The sequence below is a fragment of the Thermoactinomyces sp. CICC 23799 genome (assembly GCF_016055145.1).
Lineage (GTDB): Bacteria > Bacillota > Bacilli > Thermoactinomycetales > Thermoactinomycetaceae > Thermoactinomyces > Thermoactinomyces intermedius.
Genome location: NZ_JAECVV010000004.1, coordinates 188,898 through 211,494, shown reverse-complemented (window position 1 = coordinate 211,494; position 22,597 = coordinate 188,898). Strand labels below are relative to the sequence as shown.

General features: G+C 46.2%; 24 protein-coding genes. 5 read left to right on the top strand and 19 right to left on the bottom strand.

The window, feature by feature from the left end; all coding sequences use genetic code 11:
- The first annotated feature begins 75 nt into the window (after positions 1 to 75).
- From I8U21_RS07180 to I8U21_RS15300, 3 genes are all read left to right on the top strand, one after another.
- Positions 76 to 1,389: a hypothetical protein gene (locus I8U21_RS07180; protein WP_198050768.1), complete on the top strand. Its 1,314-nt coding sequence runs from the start codon at positions 76 to 78 to the stop codon at positions 1,387 to 1,389.
- Positions 1,390 to 1,704: 315 nt separating this feature from the next.
- A complete protein-coding gene (locus I8U21_RS07175) occupies positions 1,705 to 3,429 on the top strand; it encodes a recombinase family protein (RefSeq protein ID WP_232337562.1) in 1,725 nt (574 codons plus the stop codon).
- 8 nt (positions 3,430 to 3,437) lie between these two features.
- A complete protein-coding gene (locus I8U21_RS15300; protein WP_181730746.1) occupies positions 3,438 to 3,536 on the top strand; it encodes a hypothetical protein in 99 nt (32 codons plus the stop codon).
- Positions 3,537 to 3,821: 285 nt separating this feature from the next.
- Here I8U21_RS15300 and I8U21_RS07165 read toward each other — a convergent pair whose 3' ends face one another.
- Both I8U21_RS07165 and I8U21_RS07160 read right to left on the bottom strand, forming a co-directional pair.
- Entirely contained in the window at positions 3,822 to 4,268 is a 447-nt protein-coding gene (locus I8U21_RS07165) for a hypothetical protein (protein ID WP_181730747.1), read from the bottom strand.
- A gap of 11 nt (positions 4,269 to 4,279) precedes the next feature.
- Complete coding sequence (locus tag I8U21_RS07160) at positions 4,280 to 5,749, bottom strand: hypothetical protein (protein WP_198053582.1); 1,470 nt, start codon at positions 5,747 to 5,749, stop codon at positions 4,280 to 4,282.
- 1,236 nt (positions 5,750 to 6,985) lie between these two features.
- Between I8U21_RS07160 and I8U21_RS07155 the strand changes: the two genes are divergently transcribed.
- Both I8U21_RS07155 and ilvA read left to right on the top strand, forming a co-directional pair.
- The gene (locus I8U21_RS07155; RefSeq protein WP_049720249.1) at positions 6,986 to 7,276 is read left to right on the top strand and encodes a hypothetical protein; all 291 of its coding nucleotides are present in this window, start codon (positions 6,986 to 6,988) and stop codon (positions 7,274 to 7,276) included.
- Positions 7,277 to 7,415: 139 nt separating this feature from the next.
- A complete protein-coding gene (gene ilvA, locus I8U21_RS07150) occupies positions 7,416 to 8,687 on the top strand; it encodes a threonine ammonia-lyase IlvA (protein WP_181730749.1) in 1,272 nt (423 codons plus the stop codon).
- A 54-nt stretch (positions 8,688 to 8,741) separates the two neighbouring features.
- On the opposite strand, the gene I8U21_RS07145 is transcribed toward ilvA, so the two are convergent.
- The 17 genes from I8U21_RS07145 to rnc all read right to left on the bottom strand — a co-directional run bounded on the left by I8U21_RS07145 (position 8,742) and on the right by rnc (position 22,589).
- Positions 8,742 to 9,101, bottom strand: coding sequence for a YraN family protein (locus tag I8U21_RS07145; protein ID WP_181730750.1), 360 nt, complete (start codon positions 9,099 to 9,101; stop codon positions 8,742 to 8,744).
- Complete coding sequence (locus tag I8U21_RS07140) at positions 9,098 to 9,904, bottom strand: ribonuclease HII (protein WP_181730751.1); 807 nt, start codon at positions 9,902 to 9,904, stop codon at positions 9,098 to 9,100. Before I8U21_RS07140 ends, I8U21_RS07145 begins: the two co-directional genes overlap by 4 nt.
- Complete coding sequence (gene ylqF, locus I8U21_RS07135; RefSeq protein WP_181730752.1) at positions 9,879 to 10,775, bottom strand: ribosome biogenesis GTPase YlqF; 897 nt, start codon at positions 10,773 to 10,775, stop codon at positions 9,879 to 9,881. The genes I8U21_RS07140 and ylqF overlap by 26 nt, the downstream gene beginning before the upstream one ends.
- Before the next feature lie 102 nt (positions 10,776 to 10,877).
- On the bottom strand, positions 10,878 to 11,426 hold the full coding sequence (lepB, locus tag I8U21_RS07130) for a signal peptidase I (protein ID WP_198053581.1): 549 nt from the start codon (positions 11,424 to 11,426) through the stop codon (positions 10,878 to 10,880).
- Between the two features lie 71 nt (positions 11,427 to 11,497).
- Positions 11,498 to 11,848: a 50S ribosomal protein L19 gene (rplS, locus tag I8U21_RS07125; protein ID WP_037997320.1), complete on the bottom strand. Its 351-nt coding sequence runs from the start codon at positions 11,846 to 11,848 to the stop codon at positions 11,498 to 11,500.
- Between the two features lie 102 nt (positions 11,849 to 11,950).
- The gene (gene trmD, locus I8U21_RS07120) at positions 11,951 to 12,676 is read right to left on the bottom strand and encodes a tRNA (guanosine(37)-N1)-methyltransferase TrmD (protein WP_198053641.1); all 726 of its coding nucleotides are present in this window, start codon (positions 12,674 to 12,676) and stop codon (positions 11,951 to 11,953) included.
- 11 nt (positions 12,677 to 12,687) lie between these two features.
- Positions 12,688 to 13,221, bottom strand: a complete 534-nt coding sequence (rimM, locus tag I8U21_RS07115; protein ID WP_198053580.1) for a ribosome maturation factor RimM — start codon at positions 13,219 to 13,221, stop codon at positions 12,688 to 12,690.
- On the bottom strand, positions 13,197 to 13,430 hold the full coding sequence (locus I8U21_RS07110; protein WP_198053579.1) for a KH domain-containing protein: 234 nt from the start codon (positions 13,428 to 13,430) through the stop codon (positions 13,197 to 13,199). The genes rimM and I8U21_RS07110 overlap by 25 nt, the downstream gene beginning before the upstream one ends.
- A gap of 32 nt (positions 13,431 to 13,462) precedes the next feature.
- Entirely contained in the window at positions 13,463 to 13,735 is a 273-nt protein-coding gene (gene rpsP / locus I8U21_RS07105; protein ID WP_037997307.1) for a 30S ribosomal protein S16, read from the bottom strand.
- A 36-nt stretch (positions 13,736 to 13,771) separates the two neighbouring features.
- The gene (gene ffh / locus I8U21_RS07100) at positions 13,772 to 15,121 is read right to left on the bottom strand and encodes a signal recognition particle protein (RefSeq protein ID WP_198053578.1); all 1,350 of its coding nucleotides are present in this window, start codon (positions 15,119 to 15,121) and stop codon (positions 13,772 to 13,774) included.
- 25 nt (positions 15,122 to 15,146) lie between these two features.
- Entirely contained in the window at positions 15,147 to 15,479 is a 333-nt protein-coding gene (locus I8U21_RS07095) for a putative DNA-binding protein (protein WP_181730757.1), read from the bottom strand.
- Positions 15,480 to 15,583: 104 nt separating this feature from the next.
- Complete coding sequence (gene ftsY / locus I8U21_RS07090) at positions 15,584 to 16,576, bottom strand: signal recognition particle-docking protein FtsY (protein WP_181730758.1); 993 nt, start codon at positions 16,574 to 16,576, stop codon at positions 15,584 to 15,586.
- Between the two features lie 22 nt (positions 16,577 to 16,598).
- Positions 16,599 to 20,189: a chromosome segregation protein SMC gene (gene smc / locus I8U21_RS07085; RefSeq protein ID WP_181730759.1), complete on the bottom strand. Its 3,591-nt coding sequence runs from the start codon at positions 20,187 to 20,189 to the stop codon at positions 16,599 to 16,601.
- Positions 20,190 to 20,346: 157 nt separating this feature from the next.
- Complete coding sequence (locus I8U21_RS07080) at positions 20,347 to 20,685, bottom strand: tRNA-binding protein (RefSeq protein ID WP_198053577.1); 339 nt, start codon at positions 20,683 to 20,685, stop codon at positions 20,347 to 20,349.
- Positions 20,686 to 20,809: 124 nt separating this feature from the next.
- Positions 20,810 to 21,562, bottom strand: coding sequence for an IucA/IucC family C-terminal-domain containing protein (locus tag I8U21_RS07075; protein ID WP_181730761.1), 753 nt, complete (start codon positions 21,560 to 21,562; stop codon positions 20,810 to 20,812).
- A gap of 81 nt (positions 21,563 to 21,643) precedes the next feature.
- Positions 21,644 to 21,838, bottom strand: coding sequence for a DUF8066 domain-containing protein (locus tag I8U21_RS07070; protein ID WP_181730762.1), 195 nt, complete (start codon positions 21,836 to 21,838; stop codon positions 21,644 to 21,646).
- Positions 21,839 to 21,902: 64 nt separating this feature from the next.
- Positions 21,903 to 22,589, bottom strand: a complete 687-nt coding sequence (rnc, locus tag I8U21_RS07065; protein WP_181730763.1) for a ribonuclease III — start codon at positions 22,587 to 22,589, stop codon at positions 21,903 to 21,905.
- Positions 22,590 to 22,597 lie beyond the last annotated feature (8 nt).

Sequence of the window (22,597 nt, the reverse complement as noted above, 5' to 3'; positions counted from 1 at the left end):
GAAGGATATAGCCAAAGGCCCGTGTGGTGACCGTATTGGGAACGCCACATTCCCTGAATCAAGGGGATCCAACATATGGATTACATCTCCCAGGACTTAAGAAAACGGATTGGAGAATATCTCAGAAACGTACGAAAGTCCAAAAATATTCCGATGAAGCAGGTAACGGAAGAAGGGCTTTCTGAGCCAACTATTTGCCGGATCGAAAAAGGGGTAGGCGACACTCCCATCGAAAAAATCCGTATCCTTGCTAACAAGCTTGGAATCAACCTGGACAAAGAGTTCGGACTCAACCAGAGGGAGTTAGCCATCATCAAGGCAAAACTGCTTCATATCGAGTACAAGGCGGAACTGAAACTTAATCTTGAAGTGTGCCTGCAAGAATTAGACGAAATTAATCTACCGGACAGTCACCCTCTGCATTTTCTCTGGATACATCTAAAAGGAAAAACTCTTTTCTATATGGGAAAAGCTGACCAAGCGGAACAATTTACATTGCGTATTCTGAATCTGAATCGAACCATTGAAATGAAGAAATCGAATATCATAAGCTGCGCAAAAAACATACTTAGCAATATCTATTATCTGAAACGTGACCTTCATCGAGCTCTTAATGAAATCAATGGAGCAATCGAATTATTTGATCCTAACGGGGAACGGGCAGAAAAGATACATATGTTCCTCATTAATAAGTCAGTCTACCTGAAGCATCTGGACCGAGATACTGAGTCAGACGAGATTGTAGAATATCTGTACAAAAACATAGATCAAATATTTGATCCACGAGTTAAAGTTACCGTCCACGAACTTATGGCTCGCATCCATTTGAAAAACAAAAAATATAATGAGGCTATCCAGTGTTGTATGGATGGTCTGTACTTATCCAGCACCATGAATTTGATAGATCGATGTGTAGAACTCTGGAGCGTACTTGGATCCATATACGAGGAAATGAGCATGTATGGTGAAGCGCTAATTCAATATCAGACAGCACTATCCTATAAGGGTACGACTCAACCATATCTTTTCATCACCGTTTACAGCATGTTGGCTGGACTTTATGAAAGAATTGGGGATCTTAAAAAATGCGAAAATGCTCACAATAAAGCCCTTGAGTATCACGATGACAGTATTCGATATATTGACGCACTAATTAACAAAGCTTTCTTCCTCAAGAGACATGAGAGAAGTAATGAAGCCGGTAACCATCTCGAACAGGCACGCATTCTAGCTCGCCAACAAAAACTCTGGACCAAAGCACATGATATTGTTCACGAATTGACTCAAATTTACAAAGGGTCAAATCGCGATAAATACCATCAATACTTAGAAGAACTACAAGAAATCATCGGACTACTGAAAGAAAGGGGATTTAAGTATGTTGGTTAAAAAGATGGGAATAGCTCTAGCTTGTATAATGATGGTAGCGGGAGCAATCAATTTGAACCCTGCGTTAATTTCTATATACCAGGACAACATTCCAGCCTATGCTGAACCAATCTGTTGCTAATCCGGCGAAAGCCGGTTTTTTGTTGATACTGAAGGTTTTGTAATTCATCAAACATTAATTGAGCAACTTAAAAAGATTCATCTTCAATTTAGTCGAATAAATTTGTGGTTCCTCGGTTTCGTTTTGTTCATTGTTATGTGAATAAATTGGTTCTCCTTATTCGTCCTTTAATTTACGCTAAGGAGGTTAGAGAATTGTTAGGAATACAAAAAAATTTAAGAGTAGCTGTATATGCTAGGGTTTCATCTGAAGATCAACAAGAACGCGGGACAATTGAAAACCAACTGGAATTTGCTCGCAAATATTGTGATCTCCATCAACTCCAAGTAGTAGAGTGGTACAAGGATGATGGTGTATCTGGTACCTTACCGCTTGAAAATCGAAATGTAGGTCTTAGGCTTCTCAATGACGCAATGGCTAATAAATTTGAACTCGTCCTCATCTACAAGTTGGATCGCCTTGGCCGATCTGCAAGAGTGATTTTGAACTCAGTTCATGAGCTCGAGCAGAGCAACGTAAAAGTACGTTCCATGACAGAACCATTTGATACCAGTGATCCAAGCGGCCGGTTTCTTCTTACCATGCTTGCTGGTGTAGCTGACTTAGAGCGAGAAACGATCATAGAACGCATGTGGCACGGAGCAAATCGGGCTGCTGGAAGGGGAAAATGGGTTGGTGGGATTACACCTTACGGATACAAGGTTAATGAAGAAGGTTACCTTGAGGTCAATGAAGATCCACTTGTCGGGGATTTATCTGAAGCAGAAGTCATAAGGTTAATTTACAAAAAGGTTGCAGAGGAAAAGTGGACTACGATTAAAGTGGCCGATTATCTTAATAGTCTAGGTGTACCACCTGCTTATAAGCGGGATAACCGCAAGGTGCTGCGTGGCAAAAGAAAAGTAAACACAGCTGGCGTCTGGCATCCAACCCGAATTAGAAACATCATCATTAACACTACATATAAGGGCCTTCATCGTTATGGTAAACGAGCTACTCGGCAAAGAGAGATAATTGAACGTGAAGTTCCTGCTATCGTATCAGAAGAGATCTGGGATAAAGCTCAGCAAGTCTTAAAATCAAATCAGATTGTTGCTATGCGAAATACAAAAAGACAATATTTATTACGTAGTTTAATCAAATGTGGAATTTGTGATCGAACTTACTACGGTACAGTCCATCCTGGAAGCAACAGAGAATACAAAGGATATTATGTATGTAGCGGTAAGAACAAACACTATGATAAAAAATGTTCGTTAGCAAAAAATATCCCAATGGATGAAATTGATGATTTTGTTTGGAAACAATGCGTTGAATTTATCGAAAATCCTGGAAAGGCCATCGAGGAACTATCTAAATCACTAGATCATAGCAAGAACCGCTTAAATGAATTAAAAGAAGAGCTAGCATTGCTTCAGGAAAATTTACACGCCAAGGAGGATGAAATCCAAAATATCCTAAACTTATTCAGAAAGAAAATTATTTCTAGTCAAGAGGTCGAAAAGCAAATCCTTGAGATCAAGGATGAAAAAGAAAAAATACAAAATCAAATTGAAGAAACTAAGTTACAAATACAAAAGGACCAGAATATAAACAAAGGTTATTATTCAGCTTCACAGCTACTATCCGAATTAAAGGAAAAGTTGAATTCGAAACTCACTTATGAAGTAAAAAGAGAAATAGTAACTACACTTGTAGATAGAATCGTAGTCGATACTAAAATCAATGAACATGGTCGGAAGGAAGCTACGGTTTCCGTGAAATTCATTTTTTCCCCAACTGTTATTCACACGGACAAGCGTGCAATTAACAATTGGGGAATGGAAATCCAACGCAAGATGAAACTCAATGTACCCGAAGCGAGTTCTACGATCCCTCCCTCTCTACTCCAGCGGCTCGGATCAGGAACACACGACTAAGTCAAAATATGACCATCAAAGAATTAGCCGAACTATCCGGCTTAACTTACGAAACGATCAGCAACATTGCACACGCCAAAAATACCCACATTCAGAGCGCTTGCTAAAACTCTAAAGGTGCCTATCTCATATTCGGGATGCTTTGAAACCCTTTCCGAAAAAACTTTGAGCCAAAAAATTAGAAAAGCAAGGTTATTCTATGGGTATAACAGAGCGGAGTTTGCCAATGATTGGTATCAATGTCAAAACACTCCGCCTGTGGGAACTGGACAAAGTAAAACCTAATGGGAAAAATAAGGATACTTAGAATAAGTATTTGAAAATAGTAAAAAGCAGCCTGAAAACATAATGGACTACTTTTTAGCATTACATGTAAGTAAACTTTTCCCTAATCAAAGATGACCTTTTTCTTTTAGTTCTTCTCTAATATTCTTAAACATTTTGTAAATATAATCACCCCATCTACGATCCGAGCTAGCTACAATCTCCGAAAATGGCGATACAATAACATTTCCAGGCATTCTTATAATTGGCATACTGTAAAAAACAGCCTGGGGATCATCCAAATTGACATCCCATATCGCTTTTAAATGTTTTATATATACTTCTCCTACATATCGTAACATTCCATCAAGAATTTCTGCTTTCTCTCTTTTAACAAGTGAATCCGGTGAGGGATGCCGTTCAAGAATCCATTTTTCAAGTCGAATTAATGATTCAGGCGAATAATCAAGTTCTAGGTAGGTAAGCTCATTAGTAAAATCTTCGAGGACATCTGAAGCAAAGAAAAGCCATTCTTCAAACTGATCCCTTGAATGAAAAAATTTAGTCCTTCTCATAATTAAACCACCTACTCTTCAAATTTAACTTTTATGCCATTTTTTTCTAGTTCTTTAATTAATGGTTCACTTGCGTCTGCTCTTTCAAATACCCAAGTAATATCCCATCCTTTTTGAACTAAGTATGTATCTTTTGCAATCTCTTCCCTTATTCTCTCACTACGAGAAAAATATGCAACGCCTTCTTTCTTAGTGGACGTTTTATGTTCAATCGCTTTTTTTAATTCTTCATTTGCAATATCTAAAATTCGGCGACCATAAGGAGTTTCTATCGATACTTGAGTTATTCCTTCCCAATCAAGTTTTTTTCTATACTCATCAACCATTTGATGAGATTTATTTGCTTTTCCCATATTACCTTCATAAACTTTACTCCACTGCTCGTAGGTATATTTACCGCCTCTGGCTTGATATTCTTTCCATCTTTGTGCTTTATGTTCAGGACTTCCTGGTACCAGATCATTTTTTGTAACTTTTCCTGTGGCCTTACTATCAGTTGTAGCAGCAAACTTCTGCAACCATTGGCCGAATTGTGTATCACCGATCGTCTTTGGAGCGGAAGCTGTTCCATTCTCGAATATTTGCGTAACTGGCGAGAGGCTAAGGTTATTAATTTTTGTGACGATGTCATCAAAATGGCTACCAATGTACCCACCACCAAATGTGATGAGGAAACCGAGACCCGTGACAATCATGGTTTTTTTCGGATCAATCTTGCCGGTCTTCAGGAGATCGGTAATACTTTGGTCTACTCCTGCACCCACTCCGCTACCAAAGATGGCGGGAAAAGATCTTCCTAACCAAGGTATTTTGGAACCAATCCAACTAACCAGACTAGTGCCGGAAACACTTGCGCCTGCTAACCAACCAAATAATGTTGAGATTCCTCCGGCGATGCCACCGATAATGATGTCACGAAGCATCTCGTCACTCATCCGCTCGTTCCCTGAGAGCCATGCCGACAGTCCACCGATGATTTCTCCGAGTAGAATCCCAGCACCTATTAACAAGGCGAGCCCCACTTCAAAAACAAACCCAACAACTGCTACGATAACACCAATAATGCTTAAGATTGCGATAGTAATTGCTTTATGTTCAAGAATCCAATCCCAGACGGCGGAGAGAGCATCCACCACGACTTCTGTGATCTTCGACAAGATCCCCACGAACCAATCCCATACATTGGACGCAGTTTCTTTCGTCCATTCCCAAGCACTTGAAACCTTGTCTACCGTCCAATCCCATGCATCCGAGATGGGTTCGGTGATCCGATCCAAAATTCCCTTCTCTTCGTTCACGGGCTGTGTGGTTATAGGCTGTTCTTTCGTTGGGGCTGGGTTATTCCCGTAATTGTTGAATTGGTCATTGACTTCAGGCACGTCAAAACTGCCATCGGCATGTACCACGCCGCTTCCCCAAATACCAAATCCCACACAGGCGATAAACAAAATGACGAGGAATCGATGAATATATGTACCCATATCTCCTGTTACGGATAATGCATGGCGTTCTTCGCTCTCCGTAACGGATTCTCCTCCCTTCAATTAGAAAATAGTTATCCATTGATTTTCGTTTTATTTATCACAATTTTAAGCTAAAAAAGAACAAATTTGACCCAAGGACAACCCTGTTCATTAAAAATTAAATTTTTATATAGAATTGACATCTAATCATTTGTATGGCATTTTCCCTACTTTTGAGCCCTTCCCCAACATAAGGGCATCTCCGAAGAGGATTTGAAGGAATGGGAAGAAATAAGTTTTTGTGGTAAAAAACAAACCGCGAATCAATCCACATGTTTGGTTGTTAGACTCTTATGTCTTAGCTGGTTAATGCATCGCGAATACCAAGAGTAAAGGATACAGCAGGCCAAACTTGCCAAAAGCAATGCAATTGTTAACGCCGTTAAAAAATGACGATACCCCAACATGTAAGAGGTGTTGCGGACCTCCTTTTTGCTGTTTACCAATAGTCTTGGTAATACTGATAATTGGGGTGAAACAAAATAATTTACTATTTCATTTTAGGATGGGTTTTATCATGGATATATGGTATCTACCATTTACCATAAAAACAAGAAAATGATTCTCACTATTTTCCCACTCGCTGCTACTCTTGCATATATATTTAATGAAATAGGTTTGTTCTTTGGTTTTTGGATTTTGCCCCCAAAAATTGGAACCATATTGGAATATTGCTAAGTAATTTAGGCTTCATTCCGTGGGTTACTTGTACATTTGTTCATTTCATTAAACATTTTAGATTTCATCATTACTGGTTGATTGTTTTATTTACTCTTATTTTTGGTAAAATCACTTACGGAAACGGTTGGAATATTGGTTGGACATTGTTATCCTATTTCATCCCTATGGTTATTGTTTATGGTTACTATTTAAAACTGAAAAAACTCCATATGCTGGATTAGCAGTTTTCATAAGTTGACTTAAGATTTTAACCCCCAACATCTCTATGATGTTGGGGGTTCTTTTTATAATTATCAAGTCCGGTCTTTGGTCAATTCACTGTACATTTTTTCACCCCCGCCCTGTTACTCCCTTTGCGACAAACCAACTCTATTTTTTCATATTTTACTATATTTTGACAATCCATCGCTTTCTTTCGTTTTTCTCCACAAGAATACAAACGGATTTTTCTGTTTTTTCATAACTTAATAGAGGGTCCTGAAGGATCCAAATTCCAATAAGGAGGAAGATATGATGAGCCATTCATGTTCATGCCATCACCGGAGAAGGCGGGTTGTACTGGAGCCGGAGAAAAGAAAAAGAAAATTTGTCCATTTAAGACGCGGGCAATCCGTCCTGATCAAATGCTGCCACCATGCACACCATACCAAAACTTGTGTTTTGGAACGGGGTGAAGCCGTCAAAGTCCACTGCGGACACAGCAAAGCGGTGGTCACCTGCGGGCACCCGGATCGATGCCGGAAAGTCCACCGTCTTTGTCTGAAACCGGGTGAAGCCGTTTTGCTTCGTTGCAAACATTGTTAATCAGTGGAAAGCGCCGATGATGCGGCGCTTTTTCTTTTTTCTGTTCTCCTCTTTAAAATTTTCGTTTAATATTCCCAAAAATAAGAGGATTGTGCTAAAATACTTCATTAAATACTTCTTAGCCAAAGGATGAGTTGAGATGAGCAAAGTGTTGGATCTGAAAACCGAACGGGTCAAAGTGGAGGACATCCTCATTGCCAATCAGCGGCTCAAAGAAGTTTGCAAGCATACTCCCTTGGAGCTTAATCCCCTCTTGTCCGACAAATACGGCTGTCAAATCCATTTGAAACGGGAAGATTTGCAAGTGGTCCGTTCCTTTAAAATCCGCGGGGCTTACCACACTATCATCAGCCTCCCGGAAGAAGAACGGCAACAAGGGGTGGTTTGCGCGAGTGCGGGAAATCATGCCCAGGGGGTTTCCTATTCATGCAATCATTTAAACATTCCCGGAAAAATTTTCATGCCGACCACCACACCGCGGCAGAAGATCAATCAAGTCAAACATTACGGCGGCAAATTTGTGGAAGTGGTTTTGACGGGGGACACCTTTGATGATGCTTATCATCAAGCCGTGGCTTATGCCCGGGAACATCAGATGTCTTTTATCCATCCGTTTGACGATTACCGCACCATCGTCGGACAGGGAACCATCGGGATCGAAATCCTGAATGACCTGAACCAACCCCCGGATTATGTTTTTGTCGCCATCGGCGGCGGAGGACTGGCGGCCGGGATCAGCTCTTACATAAAAAGCGTTTATCCCCAAACCAAAGTGATCGGTGTGGAACCGGCCGGGGCCCCGGGGATGAAAACGTCTTTTGAGAACGGAAAAGTAACTGAATTAAAAGAAATCGATCCTTTTGTAGACGGAGCGGCGGTCAAACAAGTCGGCGAGCTCACCTTTCAAATTTGCCGGGAAAATATCGATGAGGTGGTTTTGGTACCGGAAGGGAAAATTTGCATCACCATCTTGAACTTATACAATCAGAATGCGATCATTGCGGAACCGGCCGGGGCATTGGCCATATCCGCCCTGGACTTTTACCGGGAAGCCATTCGCGGAAAAAATGTCGTCTGCATCATCAGCGGCGGCAATAATGATATCGACCGGATGCAGGAAATCAAGGAACGGTCTCTCATTTACGAGGGATTAAAACATTATTTCATCATCAACTTCCCCCAACGGGCCGGTGCTTTGCGCGAGTTTCTGGATGATGTCCTCGGCGAAAATGATGATATCACCCGCTTTGAATACACCAAGAAAAACAACAAAGACAACGGACCGGCACTGGTGGGAATCGAACTGAAATACCGGGAGGATTATCCTTCACTCATTGAGCGGATGAAAAAGAAAGGATTCCCGTTTATCGAAATTAACAATGACCCGCGCCTGTTCCATCTGTTAATCTGACCTTATGTTAAAAAAACCACCGCTTTCTCCGTGGAAAGTGGTGGTTTTCATGGTTTAAAAAGCGCCTTCGATATGATTCAGTTGCGGGTCTTTTTCATCCCACAATACGGAAATGACATCAAAACGAAGCGGCAAATGGTGCAGACGGTGCCGGCTCAAATACAGCACAGCCAAACGTCGCAGTTTTTGTTGTTTTCGGAAATCGACCGATTCAAGCCCGTAACCAAATTTGGCACTCCAGGTCGTCCGGACTTCCACAATCACCAGTTGCCCGTCTTTCATCGCAATGATATCCAGTTCCCCCATCCGGGTTGCCCAATTCCGGTCCCGGATGACATACCCTTTTTGCAACAGAAACCGGGCCGCCAGCTCTTCCCCCAGCCGGCCGACCTGTTTTCTTTTGTCTTTTCTCATCGGGATTCTCCTTGCAACAAAAGACGGGAGGCGTTTTTCAAACGCGAGCGGACCGGTGCAAAGCTTTTCCGGTGAATGGGCGAAGGGCCGAATTCTTCCAGTGCCTTGAGATGTTCCGGCGTTCCGTATCCCATATGATGATCAAAGCCGTAATGCGGATACTTTTCGGCCATTTGCATCATCCACTCGTCACGCACCGTTTTGGCAATGACAGATGCGGCAGCAATTGAATGGCTTTTGGCATCTCCTTTGATGATCGCTTGTTGCGGGATAGCGAGATCCGGAATGGTCACCGCGTCGGCCAACACCATTTCCGGTGTCACCGGCAATTGTTCGATGGCTTTTCGCATCGCATGGTACGTGGCTTGCAAAATATTGTGCCGGTCAATATAAAGCTCATCCGCCATTCCCACACCGACGGCGATTGCTTCGGACTCAATGCGCTCCTTCAGGCGCTGCCGGTTTTGCGGCGTCATTTGTTTGGAATCATTTAACCCCTCCACGGGAAACGATTCCGGCAGGATCACCGCCGCCGCCACCACGGGACCGGCCAGAGGCCCCCGCCCGGCTTCATCCACCCCCGCAATCAGCCGGATTCCTTGTTGGCGGTATTTTTTTTCGTAATACCACATTTTTTCCAAGCGTTCTTCTTCTTTTTTTCTTCGTTCCTGTTTTTTGATATATCGGGCCGCCAACTTTTGCACCCCCGCCCGCGAATCGTTTTGAAGTTCCGCCAATTCCTGCGGGCTCAGCCTCTCTTTCTTCTCCAACCATTTCTTAATTTCCGCGATCGTCCCCTGCATATCCCATCTCCTCTTTTCCGATCCAATCCTCCGGAAATTCAAAAGAAATCCGTCCCAAACGGCCGGCTCTCAACTCATGCAACAACAGCTCGGCCACTTTTTCGTAATCAATCTCTCCGCCCCGCAACAAACAACCCCGTTTTTTCCCGATCTCCTCCATCAACGCGACTCCGTCTTGTTCCGTTTGCTCCAGTTTGTACCGTTTTTTCAACCGATCCGGATACCGCTCTTTTAAATAATTTAATACATACAAAGCCACTTCATCGATCGGCAAAATCGTTTCTTTGATGGCGCCGCTGGCTGCCAGACGCAAGCCGGTGACGGGATCGTCAAATTTGGGCCACAAAATCCCGGGGGTATCCAACAGTTCCATGGTTTTTCCGACCCGGATCCACTGCTGTGCTTTGGTCACCCCGGGCCGGTCACCGGTTTCGGCAACGGAACGTTTGGCCAGGCGGTTGATCAACGATGATTTTCCCACATTGGGAATTCCGGTCACCATCGCTCGAAATTTGCGGGACTGAATCCCTTTTTTCTCTCTTTGTTGGAACAGCGGGGCCAGGATTTTTTCACACGCCGGAATAATCTGTTGGACCCCTTTCCCTGTTTGTGCATCAACCGGAAGCACCGGCATCCGACGGGCTTGAAAATATTTCATCCAAGCCTGATTCGCCCGTTCATCCGCCAAATCGCATTTGGTCAATAAAATGAGACGGGGCTTGTCTTTCAGAATTTCATCCATCATGGGATTTCGACTGGATAACGGCAAACGCGCATCCAACAATTCAAACACGATGTCGACCAACTTCAGTTTCTCTTCAACCTGCCGGCGCGCCTTTGCCATATGTCCCGGGAACCACTGAATGGTCATATGTACGTCACACCTCTTCTATCCTGTTGCCAACAGGGGGATTTTTCCAATCGGTGTCAAATGGAAAAGGAGCTTTCAAAAAGGCTCCTTCAATTGAAAAAATCACAACCATTTCATTTCAAAAACGGGCCAATAAATAAACTCCGCCCTTCCCACCAGCTGAGACATCGAAACCGCTCCGATCACCCGGCTGTCCGTACTGTTCAACCGGTTATCCCCCAGAACAAAAACCTTGCCTTGCGGCACTTGCACCTCATCAAAATCCATGGTGCGCATATCGTCGGAAAGATAAGGTTCATCCACGATCTTCCCGTTTATCAGGATTTTGTTGTTTTTGGCTTCGACCGTCTCCCCCGGCAAAGCGATCATCCGTTTGATGAAATCTTTGTCTTTACTTTCGTGAAAAACAACGATTTCTCCTCGTTCAGGCTCTCTCAATTTGTAAATCAGTTTGTTGACCAAAACCAGATCTCCGGTATACATCGTTTCTTCCATCGACGGACCGGATACGGCAAAAGGTTCAAAAACAAAGATACGAATCAACACCGCCAAAAGAATGGCGATCACAAAAGCACGAACCCAATCCAGCACTTTTCCGCCTTTTCCGTTTTCCTGATTGATTTTCTCTGTACGAGGGACGTATGAGGTCATCGGATTTCCCCCAATTGGCTCGTCAATGTGAGAAAAGGGCTTGATCCTCAAGCCCTTTTTCTACTGTCTTATTATTTTTGATGAAGTTCTTTAATACGAGCGGCTTTTCCGCGGCGTTCACGCAAGTAGAACAATTTGGCGCGACGAACTTTACCACGGCGAACCACTTCGATTTTTTCAATGCGCGGTGAATGCAACGGGAAGGTACGTTCCACACCGATCCCGTAAGAAATTTTGCGAACGGTGAACGTTTCGGAAATGCCTCCGCCGCGACGTTGAATCACAACGCCCTCAAACACCTGAATCCGTTCCCGTTGTCCTTCTTTTACGCGCACGTGAACACGGAGGGTGTCCCCTGCACGGAATTGAGGAATATCTTTACGAAGTTGTTCTTCGGTAATTTCACGAATGATTGGACGCATCTCATCCAAACCTCCTTTCATCAGCCTCTCCGTCCAATGCCGTCGAACGACCAGAACGGGGATATTTTACCACAGCCACTAATTGAATACAATTTCGCCATCCTAATCCGACAGCTTTTTTAAAAAGCGGCGATCCTCTTCTGTTAATGGCACTTTTTCCAGAAGATCGGGCCTTCTTTGCCAAGTTCGAAGCAATGACTGCTCGCGCCGCCATTTTTCAATCTTGGCATGGTGCCCGGACAACAGCACCTCAGGCACTTTGAGACCGCGGAATTCCGCCGGCCTCGTGTATTGGGGATACTCCAGCAACCCGGTGGAAAAAGAATCGGTCACTGCGGAAGTTTCATTTCCCAGCACACCAGGCACCAGACGACTGATGCTGTCAATTAAAATCATCGCCGGTAATTCTCCGCCGGTCAGAACATAATCGCCGATGGAAATTTCCTCAGTGGCCAGATGCTCCCGGATTCGCTCGTCAAATCCTTCATAATGACCGCAAATGATGATCAACCGGGAGTGCTGCGCCAATTCCTCGGCTTTTTTCTGCGTGTAGGTTTCACCTTGCGGTGACATCAACAGGATGGGGGGACGTGGTGAGCCTTGTGTCAGATCATCGACGGCACGAAACAGCGGTTCCGGTTTTAAGACCATGCCGCCACCGCCACCATACGGCGTGTCATCCACCGTCCGATGCCGGTCTGTTGCATATTCACGAAAATTAACCAGATTCGCTGAGATCAAACCTTTTTCACGAGCCCTTGCAATCATGCTGGTTTGCAGAAAGCCTTCAAACATCTCGGGAAAAAGGGTGAGAACATCGAAATGAATGTGTGCCAAGGTTACGCCAGTCCTTCCATCCACTCAATCGTGATGCGTTTTTCCTCGAGATCGACATCTTTGACAATCTCGGAAATATAAGGAATCAAAATGTCTTTTTTCTGATCGGGCGGCTGAATCACCCAAACATCATTGGCCGGAAGCGGCAAGATCTCTTTGACCCGGCCCAGTTCTTGTCCATCGGTCGTGACAGCCGTCAGGCCGACAATCTGGTGGAAATAATATTCTCCACTTTCTTCATCGACAGGCACCTTATCTTCTTTGCGGACCACCAATCGTCCTCCTTTGAAAGGTTCGGCTTGGTTGATATTGTCCCATTCGCGGAACTTGACCAAATAGACGGATTGATGGATACGGCTTTTTTCCACCGTCAGCACCATCGGCTCCTCTTCTTGCGGAGGAAGGAGGATCAGCCGGTTGCCGGGAGCAAAACGGACTTCCGGAAAATCCGTGTTGGATTGGACACGAACTTCCCCGCGAATGCCATGTGTTCCGACAATCCGGCCCACATTTAAGTATTCATGATTTCCACCCATACCCGTTTCTTCTCCTTCCAAGCAGCAGCTTTGGCCACGGAACGGATCGCCTGCACAACCCGTCCCTGTTTGCCGATAACCTTTCCCAAATCCTCTTTGGAGACGGACAATCGGTAGATGATGACATCATCTTTCTCCACTTCATCCACCCGGATTTCTTCCGGATGGTCGACCAGTGGCGCCGCCATGTATTCAATCAGTTCTTTCATCTTGGTCCTCCTGTCGAATCAAGACCGTTTCATTATTTGCCATGTTTTTGTTCGTGAACTTTTTTCAGGATCCCTTCTCTTTTGAACAGGTTGCGAACCGTGTCGGAAGGTTGCGCACCTTTGGCCAACCAAGAGAGGGCTTTTTCTTCGTCGATTTTCACCGTGGCCGGTTCCGTGATCGGATTGTAGTATCCGATTTCGTCAATGGAACGTCCGTCACGGGGAGCGCGGGAATCAGCCACGACCACACGATAAAATGGTGCTTTTTTGGCTCCCATTCTTCTCAAACGAATTTTCACTGCCATCACTTTTCACCTCCTCATCAAAGTCAAGAATGTCTATCACATAAAGGGGAAAGGAAAACCTCTGCGTTTTCTCTTTTTCCCGCCTTTTGCCATTTGGGAGAAATGCTTCATCATCTTCTTCATGTCATTAAATTGCTTCAACAGGCGATTCACATCTTGCACCGTGGTGCCGCTGCCTTGTGCAATCCGTTTGCGCCGGCTGGCATTGATGATTTCCGGATGGGATTTTTCCTGTGGCGTCATGGAACGGATGATCGCTTCGACTTTCACCAGCTGTTTTTCGTCCACCTGAACGTTTTTCAAGCCTTTCATCGCCCCCGCTCCCGGCAACATGGAAAGCATGTCCTCGAGCGGGCCCATCTTGCGCACTTGTTGCAACTGATCCAAAAAATCATCAAAAGTAAAAGACAAGGTGCGCATTTTCCGTTCCATCTCTTTGGCTTTTTCCTCATCCACCGCGGACTGGGCTTTTTCAATCAGCGTCAGCACGTCGCCCATTCCCAAAATGCGGGATGCCATCCGGTCCGGGAAGAACGGTTCAAGCGAATCCGTTTTTTCTCCCGTTCCGACAAATTTGATCGGGCAATCAGTCACCGCTTTGACGGACAAAGCCGCCCCTCCGCGGGTGTCGCCATCCAGCTTCGTCAAAACCACACCCGTCAGCCCGAGTTGCTGATGAAAGTGTTCCGCCACATTGACCGCATCCTGCCCGGTCATCGCATCCACCACCAGCAGGATTTCATGCGGCGAAATTTTTTCGCGGATCTGCTTCAACTCGTCCATCATCTCATCATCGATGTGCAAGCGTCCCGCCGTATCGATGATGACATAGTCAAAGCCTTCTTCCTTGGCCTTTTGGACGCCTTTCTCCGCGATCACCACGGGGCTTTCCTGATCTCCCATGGAGAAAACGGGCGTGTCCAAACTTTCCCCCAACACTTCCAGTTGTTTGATCGCCGCCGGCCGGTACACATCTCCCGCCACCAGGAGGGCACGGCGATTTTGCTTTTTGAGATAGCGGGCCAATTTGCCGGAAGTGGTCGTTTTACCGGCACCCTGCAATCCAACCATCATGATGATCGTCGGTGACTTCTGGGCTTGATGCAGTTTGCTTTGTTCTCCCCCCATCAGCCGGGTCAACTCTTCATTCACCACTTTGATCACTTGCTGGCCGGGGGTTAAACTTTTCATCACTTCTTGTCCGACCGCCCGCTCTTTCACGCGGTCGATGAACTGTTTCACAACTTTGAAGTTCACATCCGCTTCGAGCAATGCCAAGCGGACTTCCCGCATCGCTTCTTTTACATCCGCTTCAGTCACTTTCCCCTTGCCACGCAACTTCCGCATGACGGATTGCAGTCTTTCCGATAAACCTTCAAACGCCATGATGGCCCCCTCCTCACATGGCTGATTAATCGAGCTTCTCCAACTCCCGGATCAACGGCCCGATCGCTTTTGCTGCTTCTGGCATTTGATCTAACCGGCTCTTGATCGTTTCGATCAATTGTTGCCGTTTCAGGTGACTTTTCACCAATCCCAAACTTTCTTCCAAATCAAGCATGGTGGATTGGGCTCGTTTAATCGCCTCATAGACTGCCTGTCGGGAGACTCCCTGATGCTCGGCGATTTCACCCAATGACCAGTCTTCCACGTAATATAGCTCAAGCAACGAACGTTGTTTTTCCGTCAACAACGTGCCGTAAAAATCATAAAGCAAATTCATTTGGGTAGTTTGATCCAACACGGGAGTTCCCCCCAAACGCCGTCAAGGCAATAACCTTTACGGTTGTATAATATATCGGAGACCCAAAGCAATGTCAAGGATTTTTCCTTGAAAGCAAAAATTTTTCAGCTTTCGGAAGTTTCCTCTTCCATCATGTCCTGCAGCAAGGCATGCAAAAATTGTTCCGCGTCAAATTCCTGCAAGTCATCCGCTTGTTCCCCCAGCCCGACCAATTTCACGGGCAATCCCAGCTCATGGTCAATGGCAATCACGATTCCGCCTTTGGCCGTGCCGTCCAGTTTGGTCAGGACGATTCCGGAAACATTGACTGCTTGCCGGAATTGTTTCGCTTGCACCAATGCATTCTGTCCGGTGGTGGCATCCAGCACCAATAAAACCTCATGCGGCGCTCCGGGCACCTCCCGGGTCACCACGCGGTGGACTTTTTTCAACTCTTCCATCAAATTCACTTTGTTTTGCAGCCGGCCGGCCGTGTCACAAAGCAATACATCCGCTTTGCGGGACTTGGCCGCCTGAATGCCGTCATAAATGACCGCCGCCGGATCGGAACCGGCTTGATGTTTGATCACATCCACCCCGGCGCGACGGCCCCAGGTTTCCAACTGTTCAATGGCCCCGGCGCGAAAGGTGTCTCCCGCGGCCAACACCACTTTCTTTCCTTCATTTTTAAGCCGGTGTGCCAGTTTTCCGATCGTGGTGGTTTTTCCGACGCCGTTGACCCCCACGAACAAAAAAACCGTCAGACCGTCTTCATTAAACCGCAATCCCTGTTCCTCTTCATCCTTCGTGAGAATCTCGGCGATCAATTCCGACAACAGCGGTTTTAATTCCACGGGGTCTTTGATTTTCCGCTCTTTCACCTCATCGCGCAGACGCTCCACCAAGTACATCGTGGTTTGGACCCCCACATCGGCGCCAATGAGAATTTCCTCCAATTCTTCATACAAATCCTCGTCAATTTTGCTGCGTCCGCTGAACAGGTTGGAGATGGCTCCGACAAATTGATCCCTGCTCGTGCTCAATCCGGTCACAAACTTCTGGGTGACCGTCTCCGTTTTTTTGGACACGCGATCCTTTAATTTCCGGAAAAAACTCATGTTGTTCCTCCCATCTCTTGCATTATTCCTTTGTGGCGGCAACTTCCACTTTATCATCATACTCTTCCAGCTTCACCGATACCAGTTTGGATACGCCCGATTCCTGCATGGTAATTCCATACAGCACATCGGCACCTTCCATGGTATGCTTGCGATGGGTGATAATGATAAACTGCGTTTCCCCCGAAAATTCCTGCATATATTGCGTGTATCGCGTCAGATTGGCTTCATCCAAAGCCGCGTCCACTTCATCCAGTACGCAAAACGGAACCGGCTTGATCCGGAGCACCGCAAACAAAAGCGCCAACGCCGCAAGGGCTCTTTCCCCGCCGGAGAGCAGATTCAGGTTTTGCAACTTCTTCCCGGGCGGCTGTGCAATAATGTCAATGCCGGTCTCCAAGAGATTGTCCGGCTCGCTGAGTTTCAAATCCGCCCGGCCGCCGCCAAACATTTTCACAAACACATCTTGAAACTCGATGCGGATCAGTTCAAAGCTTTCTTCAAACCGCCGGCCCATTTCTTCGACCAACTGATGGATAATCTCAAAAAGTTTTTCTTTGGCTTCCAGCAAGTCGGTTTCCTGCGATTTCAGAAAGTCGTAACGCTCTTTCAACCGTTCATACTCTTCAATCGCACCCAGGTTGACATCGCCGAGGGCGGCGATTTTTCCTTTCAGCGAACGGACTTCCTTTTCCGCCTGTTTGGGTTCTTCCGGGACGGGATACTGTTGCTTGGCCCGTTCGAAACTGATCTCATATTCTTCCGCCAGCTTGTTCAACAAGTGATTCAATTCCACATCCAGGCGGTTGCCGCGCACTTCCAATTCATGCAGGTCTTGCTCCTGTTTCCGGTGCGATTGTTGCATCTGGCGGACCTCTTTTTCTTGGTTTTCCCGCATGAGCAACATCTGTTCACGCCGCTTGCGGATTTCATTCAATTGCGTCTGGACTTGCTCTTTGTTTGTTTTGAGATGCCGGATTGTTTCTTCCAACCGGTCCATCTGAACCTGGTTATTCTCCTGGTGGTTTTCGAGCGCTTCCAGTTCGCTCGCGGCCGCTTCTTTTTGCCCGGTGACCCGCTTGATTTCTTCCCGCGTGCGGCGCAAGTTTTGCTCCAGATTTGTGATTTCCTGGCTGACTTGTGCCACCTGGATGCGCAATTCCGTGATTTTTTCGCTGACTTCTTCCCGGGTATGGGCCTGCTCTTTCGCTTTTTCCTGCGACTCTTTCAACAGTTGCTCAAGGGCTTCCTGCTCTTTTTGCAGCGTGGCGATTTCCCGCTCGATGTTTTCCAACTGCGCACGGTAAGCTTCTTTTTGTTTTTTCACCTGCCCGATCTCAGCCAGGATTTCTTCTTTTTTCTGCGCCACATTTTGCCGGGCCAACGACCACTCGCGTTCCCTGCCGCGCAATTCCTGTTCTCTCAGTCTCCGCTCTTCTCCTTGTTTGCGGACCTGTTCCCATTTGTCTTCCAGTTCCTGTTTGCGGCGGTTGATCTCATCCAAAGTCTGTTGTACCTGGCGCACCTTGGTTTCCGCATCTTTCAACCGGGTCTCCAATTCTTCCAATTGGCGGTTTCGGCCCAAAAGATTGGTTTTGCTTTGTTTGCGGCTTCCTCCCGTCATCGATCCCCCGGGATTGACCACATCTCCGTCCAGGGTCACCACCCGGTAGCGGTAAGACAAAATCCGCGCCAGTTGATTGGCCTGTTCCAGGGTTCGTGTCACAACCACTCTGCCCAACAAATAAGAAAACAATGTTTGGTAACGCGGATCATACTGAATCAGGTCGGACCCGACGCCCACAAAACCGTCCACCCGGCGGCAGCTGTCCAATTCCCATGATTCCATGTTTCGGGGCTTGATGACAGAAAGCGGCAAAAACGTGGCCCGTCCCAATCTTCTTTCTTTTAAATAGCGGATTCCGCCACGTCCGGTGGCTTCATCTTCCACGACGATATGCTGCAAAGCACTTCCCAAAGCAGTCTCCAACGCCGCTTCATATTCCTCCGGCACCTGAAGGAGTTCGGCCACCGCCCCGTGAACCCCCTTCAAGGAAGGAACGCCCCGGTCACGGGCACGCAAAACTTCTTTCACCCCTTGCATAAACCCTTGATGCTCCGCTTCCACTTCCCGCATCCATTCCAACTGGGAGCGGAGGCGGTTAAACACCTGCTCGGCCTGGCGCAATTCCCCGGTCCACTTTTTCTCTTCTTCTTCCAGCCGTTCGCGTTCTTCCGCAAGGGTGCGCACTTCATCCGCCGCCTGTTTCAATGCCTGTTCCACTTCACGGATCGAAGCGGCCAATTGTTCCGATTGCTTTTTGTGTTCTTTTTCCTCTTTCTCCAATTGCTTTTTCGCCTCACCGAGCGACCGGGCCCGTTCTTCCAACTGTTTGAGGTGATCTTTCGTATATTGCTTTTCACTGGAGAGAGCCACTAATTTTTTCTCATGGGCCTGCCACTTCTCATTTAATGATTTCAGCTGCTCGCCCTCATCGCCGGTGACTCCCGTCAGGCGCAATTTAAATACCGCAAGCTCTTTTTCTTTTTCCTTTAATTCTTGTTTTTTCCGCTCCAGTTCACCGGCTGCCTGCTCTTCTTCGCTTTTTAACCGCTTTAATTCTTCCTTCAACAGGGAAATCCGCTCAATTAATTGTTGTCTGTTTTCTTTGCGATTTTTCACCCGCTCCAATTGCACTTCTTTTTGTCCTTCCGCTTTTTCCAGCTCTTCGCTGATGGTAATCAAACGGGTTTGGATCTGCTCCCACAAGGTTTCCACTTCATGCAGCGATTGTTTTAATTCTTCCAAAGCAGTTTCTTTTTTTGTGACTTCGGCCGCCAGGGAAACCTGTGTATTTTTCAATTCTTTCGCTCGCGTCGTCACATTTTCCCATTCATCGTGCAACGATTCAATTTTATGTACATATAAGCCGATCTCCACATTTTTCAAGGTTTCTTTCAATTCTTTAAATCTTTGGGCTTTATCGGCCTGTTCTTTTAAAGGCTCCACCTGGCTTTCAATTTCATGGATCAAATCATGGATGCGCGCCAGGTTTTGTTCGGTATCCTCCAGTTTTTTTTCGGCTTCTTTTTTCCTCGTTTTGTATTTGACAATCCCGGCCGCCTCTTCAAAAATAATGCGGCGGTCTTCGGATTTTGAGCTTAAAATTTCATCGATCTTGCCTTGCCCGATCATGGAGTAGGCATCTTTTCCGATCCCGGTGTCCATGAACAACTCATGGATGTCTTTCAACCGGCAAGGTTGTTTATTCAAGAGATACTCGCTTTCCCCTGAACGGTATACCCTCCGGGTGATGGTCACTTCGGAATAATCCAGGGGCAGGCGGTGATCCGAATTATCAAACGTCATCGAGACTTCACAAAAACCGGCCGGTTTGCGGGTGTCGCTGCCGGCGAAAATCACATCCTGCATTTTATTGCCGCGCAGGGATTTGGCGCTTTGCTCCCCCAAAACCCAGCGGATGCTGTCGGTCACATTGCTTTTTCCGCTGCCGTTCGGCCCGACCACGGCGGTGATCCCGGGAACAAACTCCAAATCCGTCCGGTCGGCAAAAGATTTAAAACCATTCATCTCCAGTCGTTTTAAATACACAAACAGCCCTCCTCTCCCCAAAAAATAATGCTCTTCTCATGTCCGTGAAGAAAGAGCACAATCCTTACAAAGCGGATGAACTGATATATTTTAGCACAAAAAAGCGGGAGGGATTGATTTTTTTCATATTGATCACAGATTCATCAACATCCGTCCGTCAATAAACCCGGCTTCCCAAAGGAGCATCGTGATCGATGCCGAGGAGTGTGACTCCGCCTTGGACCGAATCGACTCCGAGCACCAACACTTCCGATTGAAAATCGGCGATCTGCTTGGGCGGCAAATTGGTGACCGCGACCACTTTCCGGCCCTCCAGTTCCTTCGGCTGATAATGTTTTGTCACTTGGGCACTGCTTTTTTTCACTCCGAGCTTATCGCCAAAATCGATCCATAATTGATAAGCGGGCTTTTTGGCTTTTGGAAAAGGAGCAACCCTGACAATTTGCCCGATCCTTATTTCCACTTTTTGAAATTCCTGATACGAACAAAAATCCATGATCCTGCCTCTCCTTTCAGACTTATTACTTGATTATCCGGTATAACCGTTATTTCCTCCAAACAAAAAAGCCACCTCCCGGTCCATGGCGAAGCGGCTTTTTTCCCGAAATATCGAATTGGGCTCATCCACCGGCCGGGCCGCGTTGTTGCAAGCGCGGACAATTTTGGCAACAAACCTGATCTTCACTGGCCAGATAATACAAACAACAAGTTTTTCGGACTCCTGCCTGAGCCCCGGCATAGTAACGGCCAATGGGTTGAACTTTTTCGCGAAACAGTCCGGCCTCCGCCCCGGAAAGCAAATAATGAAAATCATCTTGGGCCAGGGACGGATTCACCCGGTCATCTTCTTTTAATTTGGCTTCATACAACCAATAAATATATCCGGCAAGGTTTTCCCACAAAATCGACAAAGGAATGCCGGTCAAACGGTGCAATTGTTGCCAAAGAGGAGCAATATGATGAGTAAATAATGATGTCAATAATTGCTCACGCAAAAACTTCCGGTTTTTCTCCCCCATCGGCTGTGCTTTCCAATCGCGCAATTGCAATTGCATGTTCAATTGCTGATGTTGCCAGGTGGTTTGAATCCGCACATTATCCGGCGAAAAATCCAATCGTTCATTTAACGCGCTCATCGCATACAAGGCAGGAACCACAACCGTGAAACTGTAATGTTTGGCAAATTGAGAAGCCACAACGGTCAAGGAATTCACCTTCATCCGTTCCGAACACTCTTGCAACAAACGAAGGCAAACTTCTTGTTTCAACAGTTCCCGCCCGGAAAGCAACATGAAAGAGGCATCATTTTCTTCCTGAAAGACAATATGAAATTGCGTCGGTAAGATATCCACTGCATAACTGACAGGGGGCATGTTGAAAACCCCTTTCCATTTGCTGAAAATGATATTTATTATCAATTATAATGGATGGCAACGGAAAGGTCTATCCCCTTTTCAGTTCAGTTCATCCCGGGGCTCCTCTTTTTTCGTTTTTTGGTCACCGGCTGACTTTTCCAAGGCTTCCCGGATCCCTTCCAGTGCTTTCACCCCTCTGTACAACAAAAACAAAGCAAAAATCCCCCCGGACACAGGGAGAATGATGGCCATGATTGAAAAAATTTGAAAAAAAACGGGCGCAATCACTTCCATGTTTCTCCCCCCTCGCTTTCAAAACAAAAACCACCGTAATGTATATTTGCGGTGGTTCATACACTTAAGTTCTCCATCTTGCCAGCGCCTCTGAAGCCGCGCGTTGTTCCGCTTCTTTTTTGGACCGGCCCGTTCCTTTCCCGATGGGTTTTTGGTCCAAACACACCTCGACGACAAAATGGCGGTCATGCGCCGGACCTCTTGTCTCCACAATGCGGTATTCCAAAGTTCCCAGCCGTCCTTGCTGAACGACTTCCTGCAATTGACTTTTGGCATCCAGCATGTTTTTCAGCCAATCACTATTCACTTTTGGAAACACAACGCGCTCCAAAAATTTTTTCACCTGCTCCAGCCCGCTGTCCAGGAAAAGCGCTCCGATAAACGCTTCGAAGACGTCGGCCAGAAGAGATGGCCGTGAACGTCCTCCAGTCATCTCTTCTCCTTTTCCCAAGCGGACATGTTCGCCAAATCCCAACTCTTTGGCAAAGGAAGCCAGGGAAGCTTCACACACGACACGGGCCCTCGTGCGTGTCAAGTCTCCTTCACTCATTTTGGGATACCGTTGAAACAAATACTCCGAAACCGCCAATTCCAAAACGGCATCCCCCAAAAATTCCAACCGCTCATTATCCGGATGCACGCCGGTCGCCTTTTTCTCATGTGCAAATGAAGTGTGGGTGAACGCTTGCTGGAATAGTTTTCGGTTATGAAACTTTAATCCGGTGACTTGCTCCAATCGTGCCAGATCCATTCCGTTTC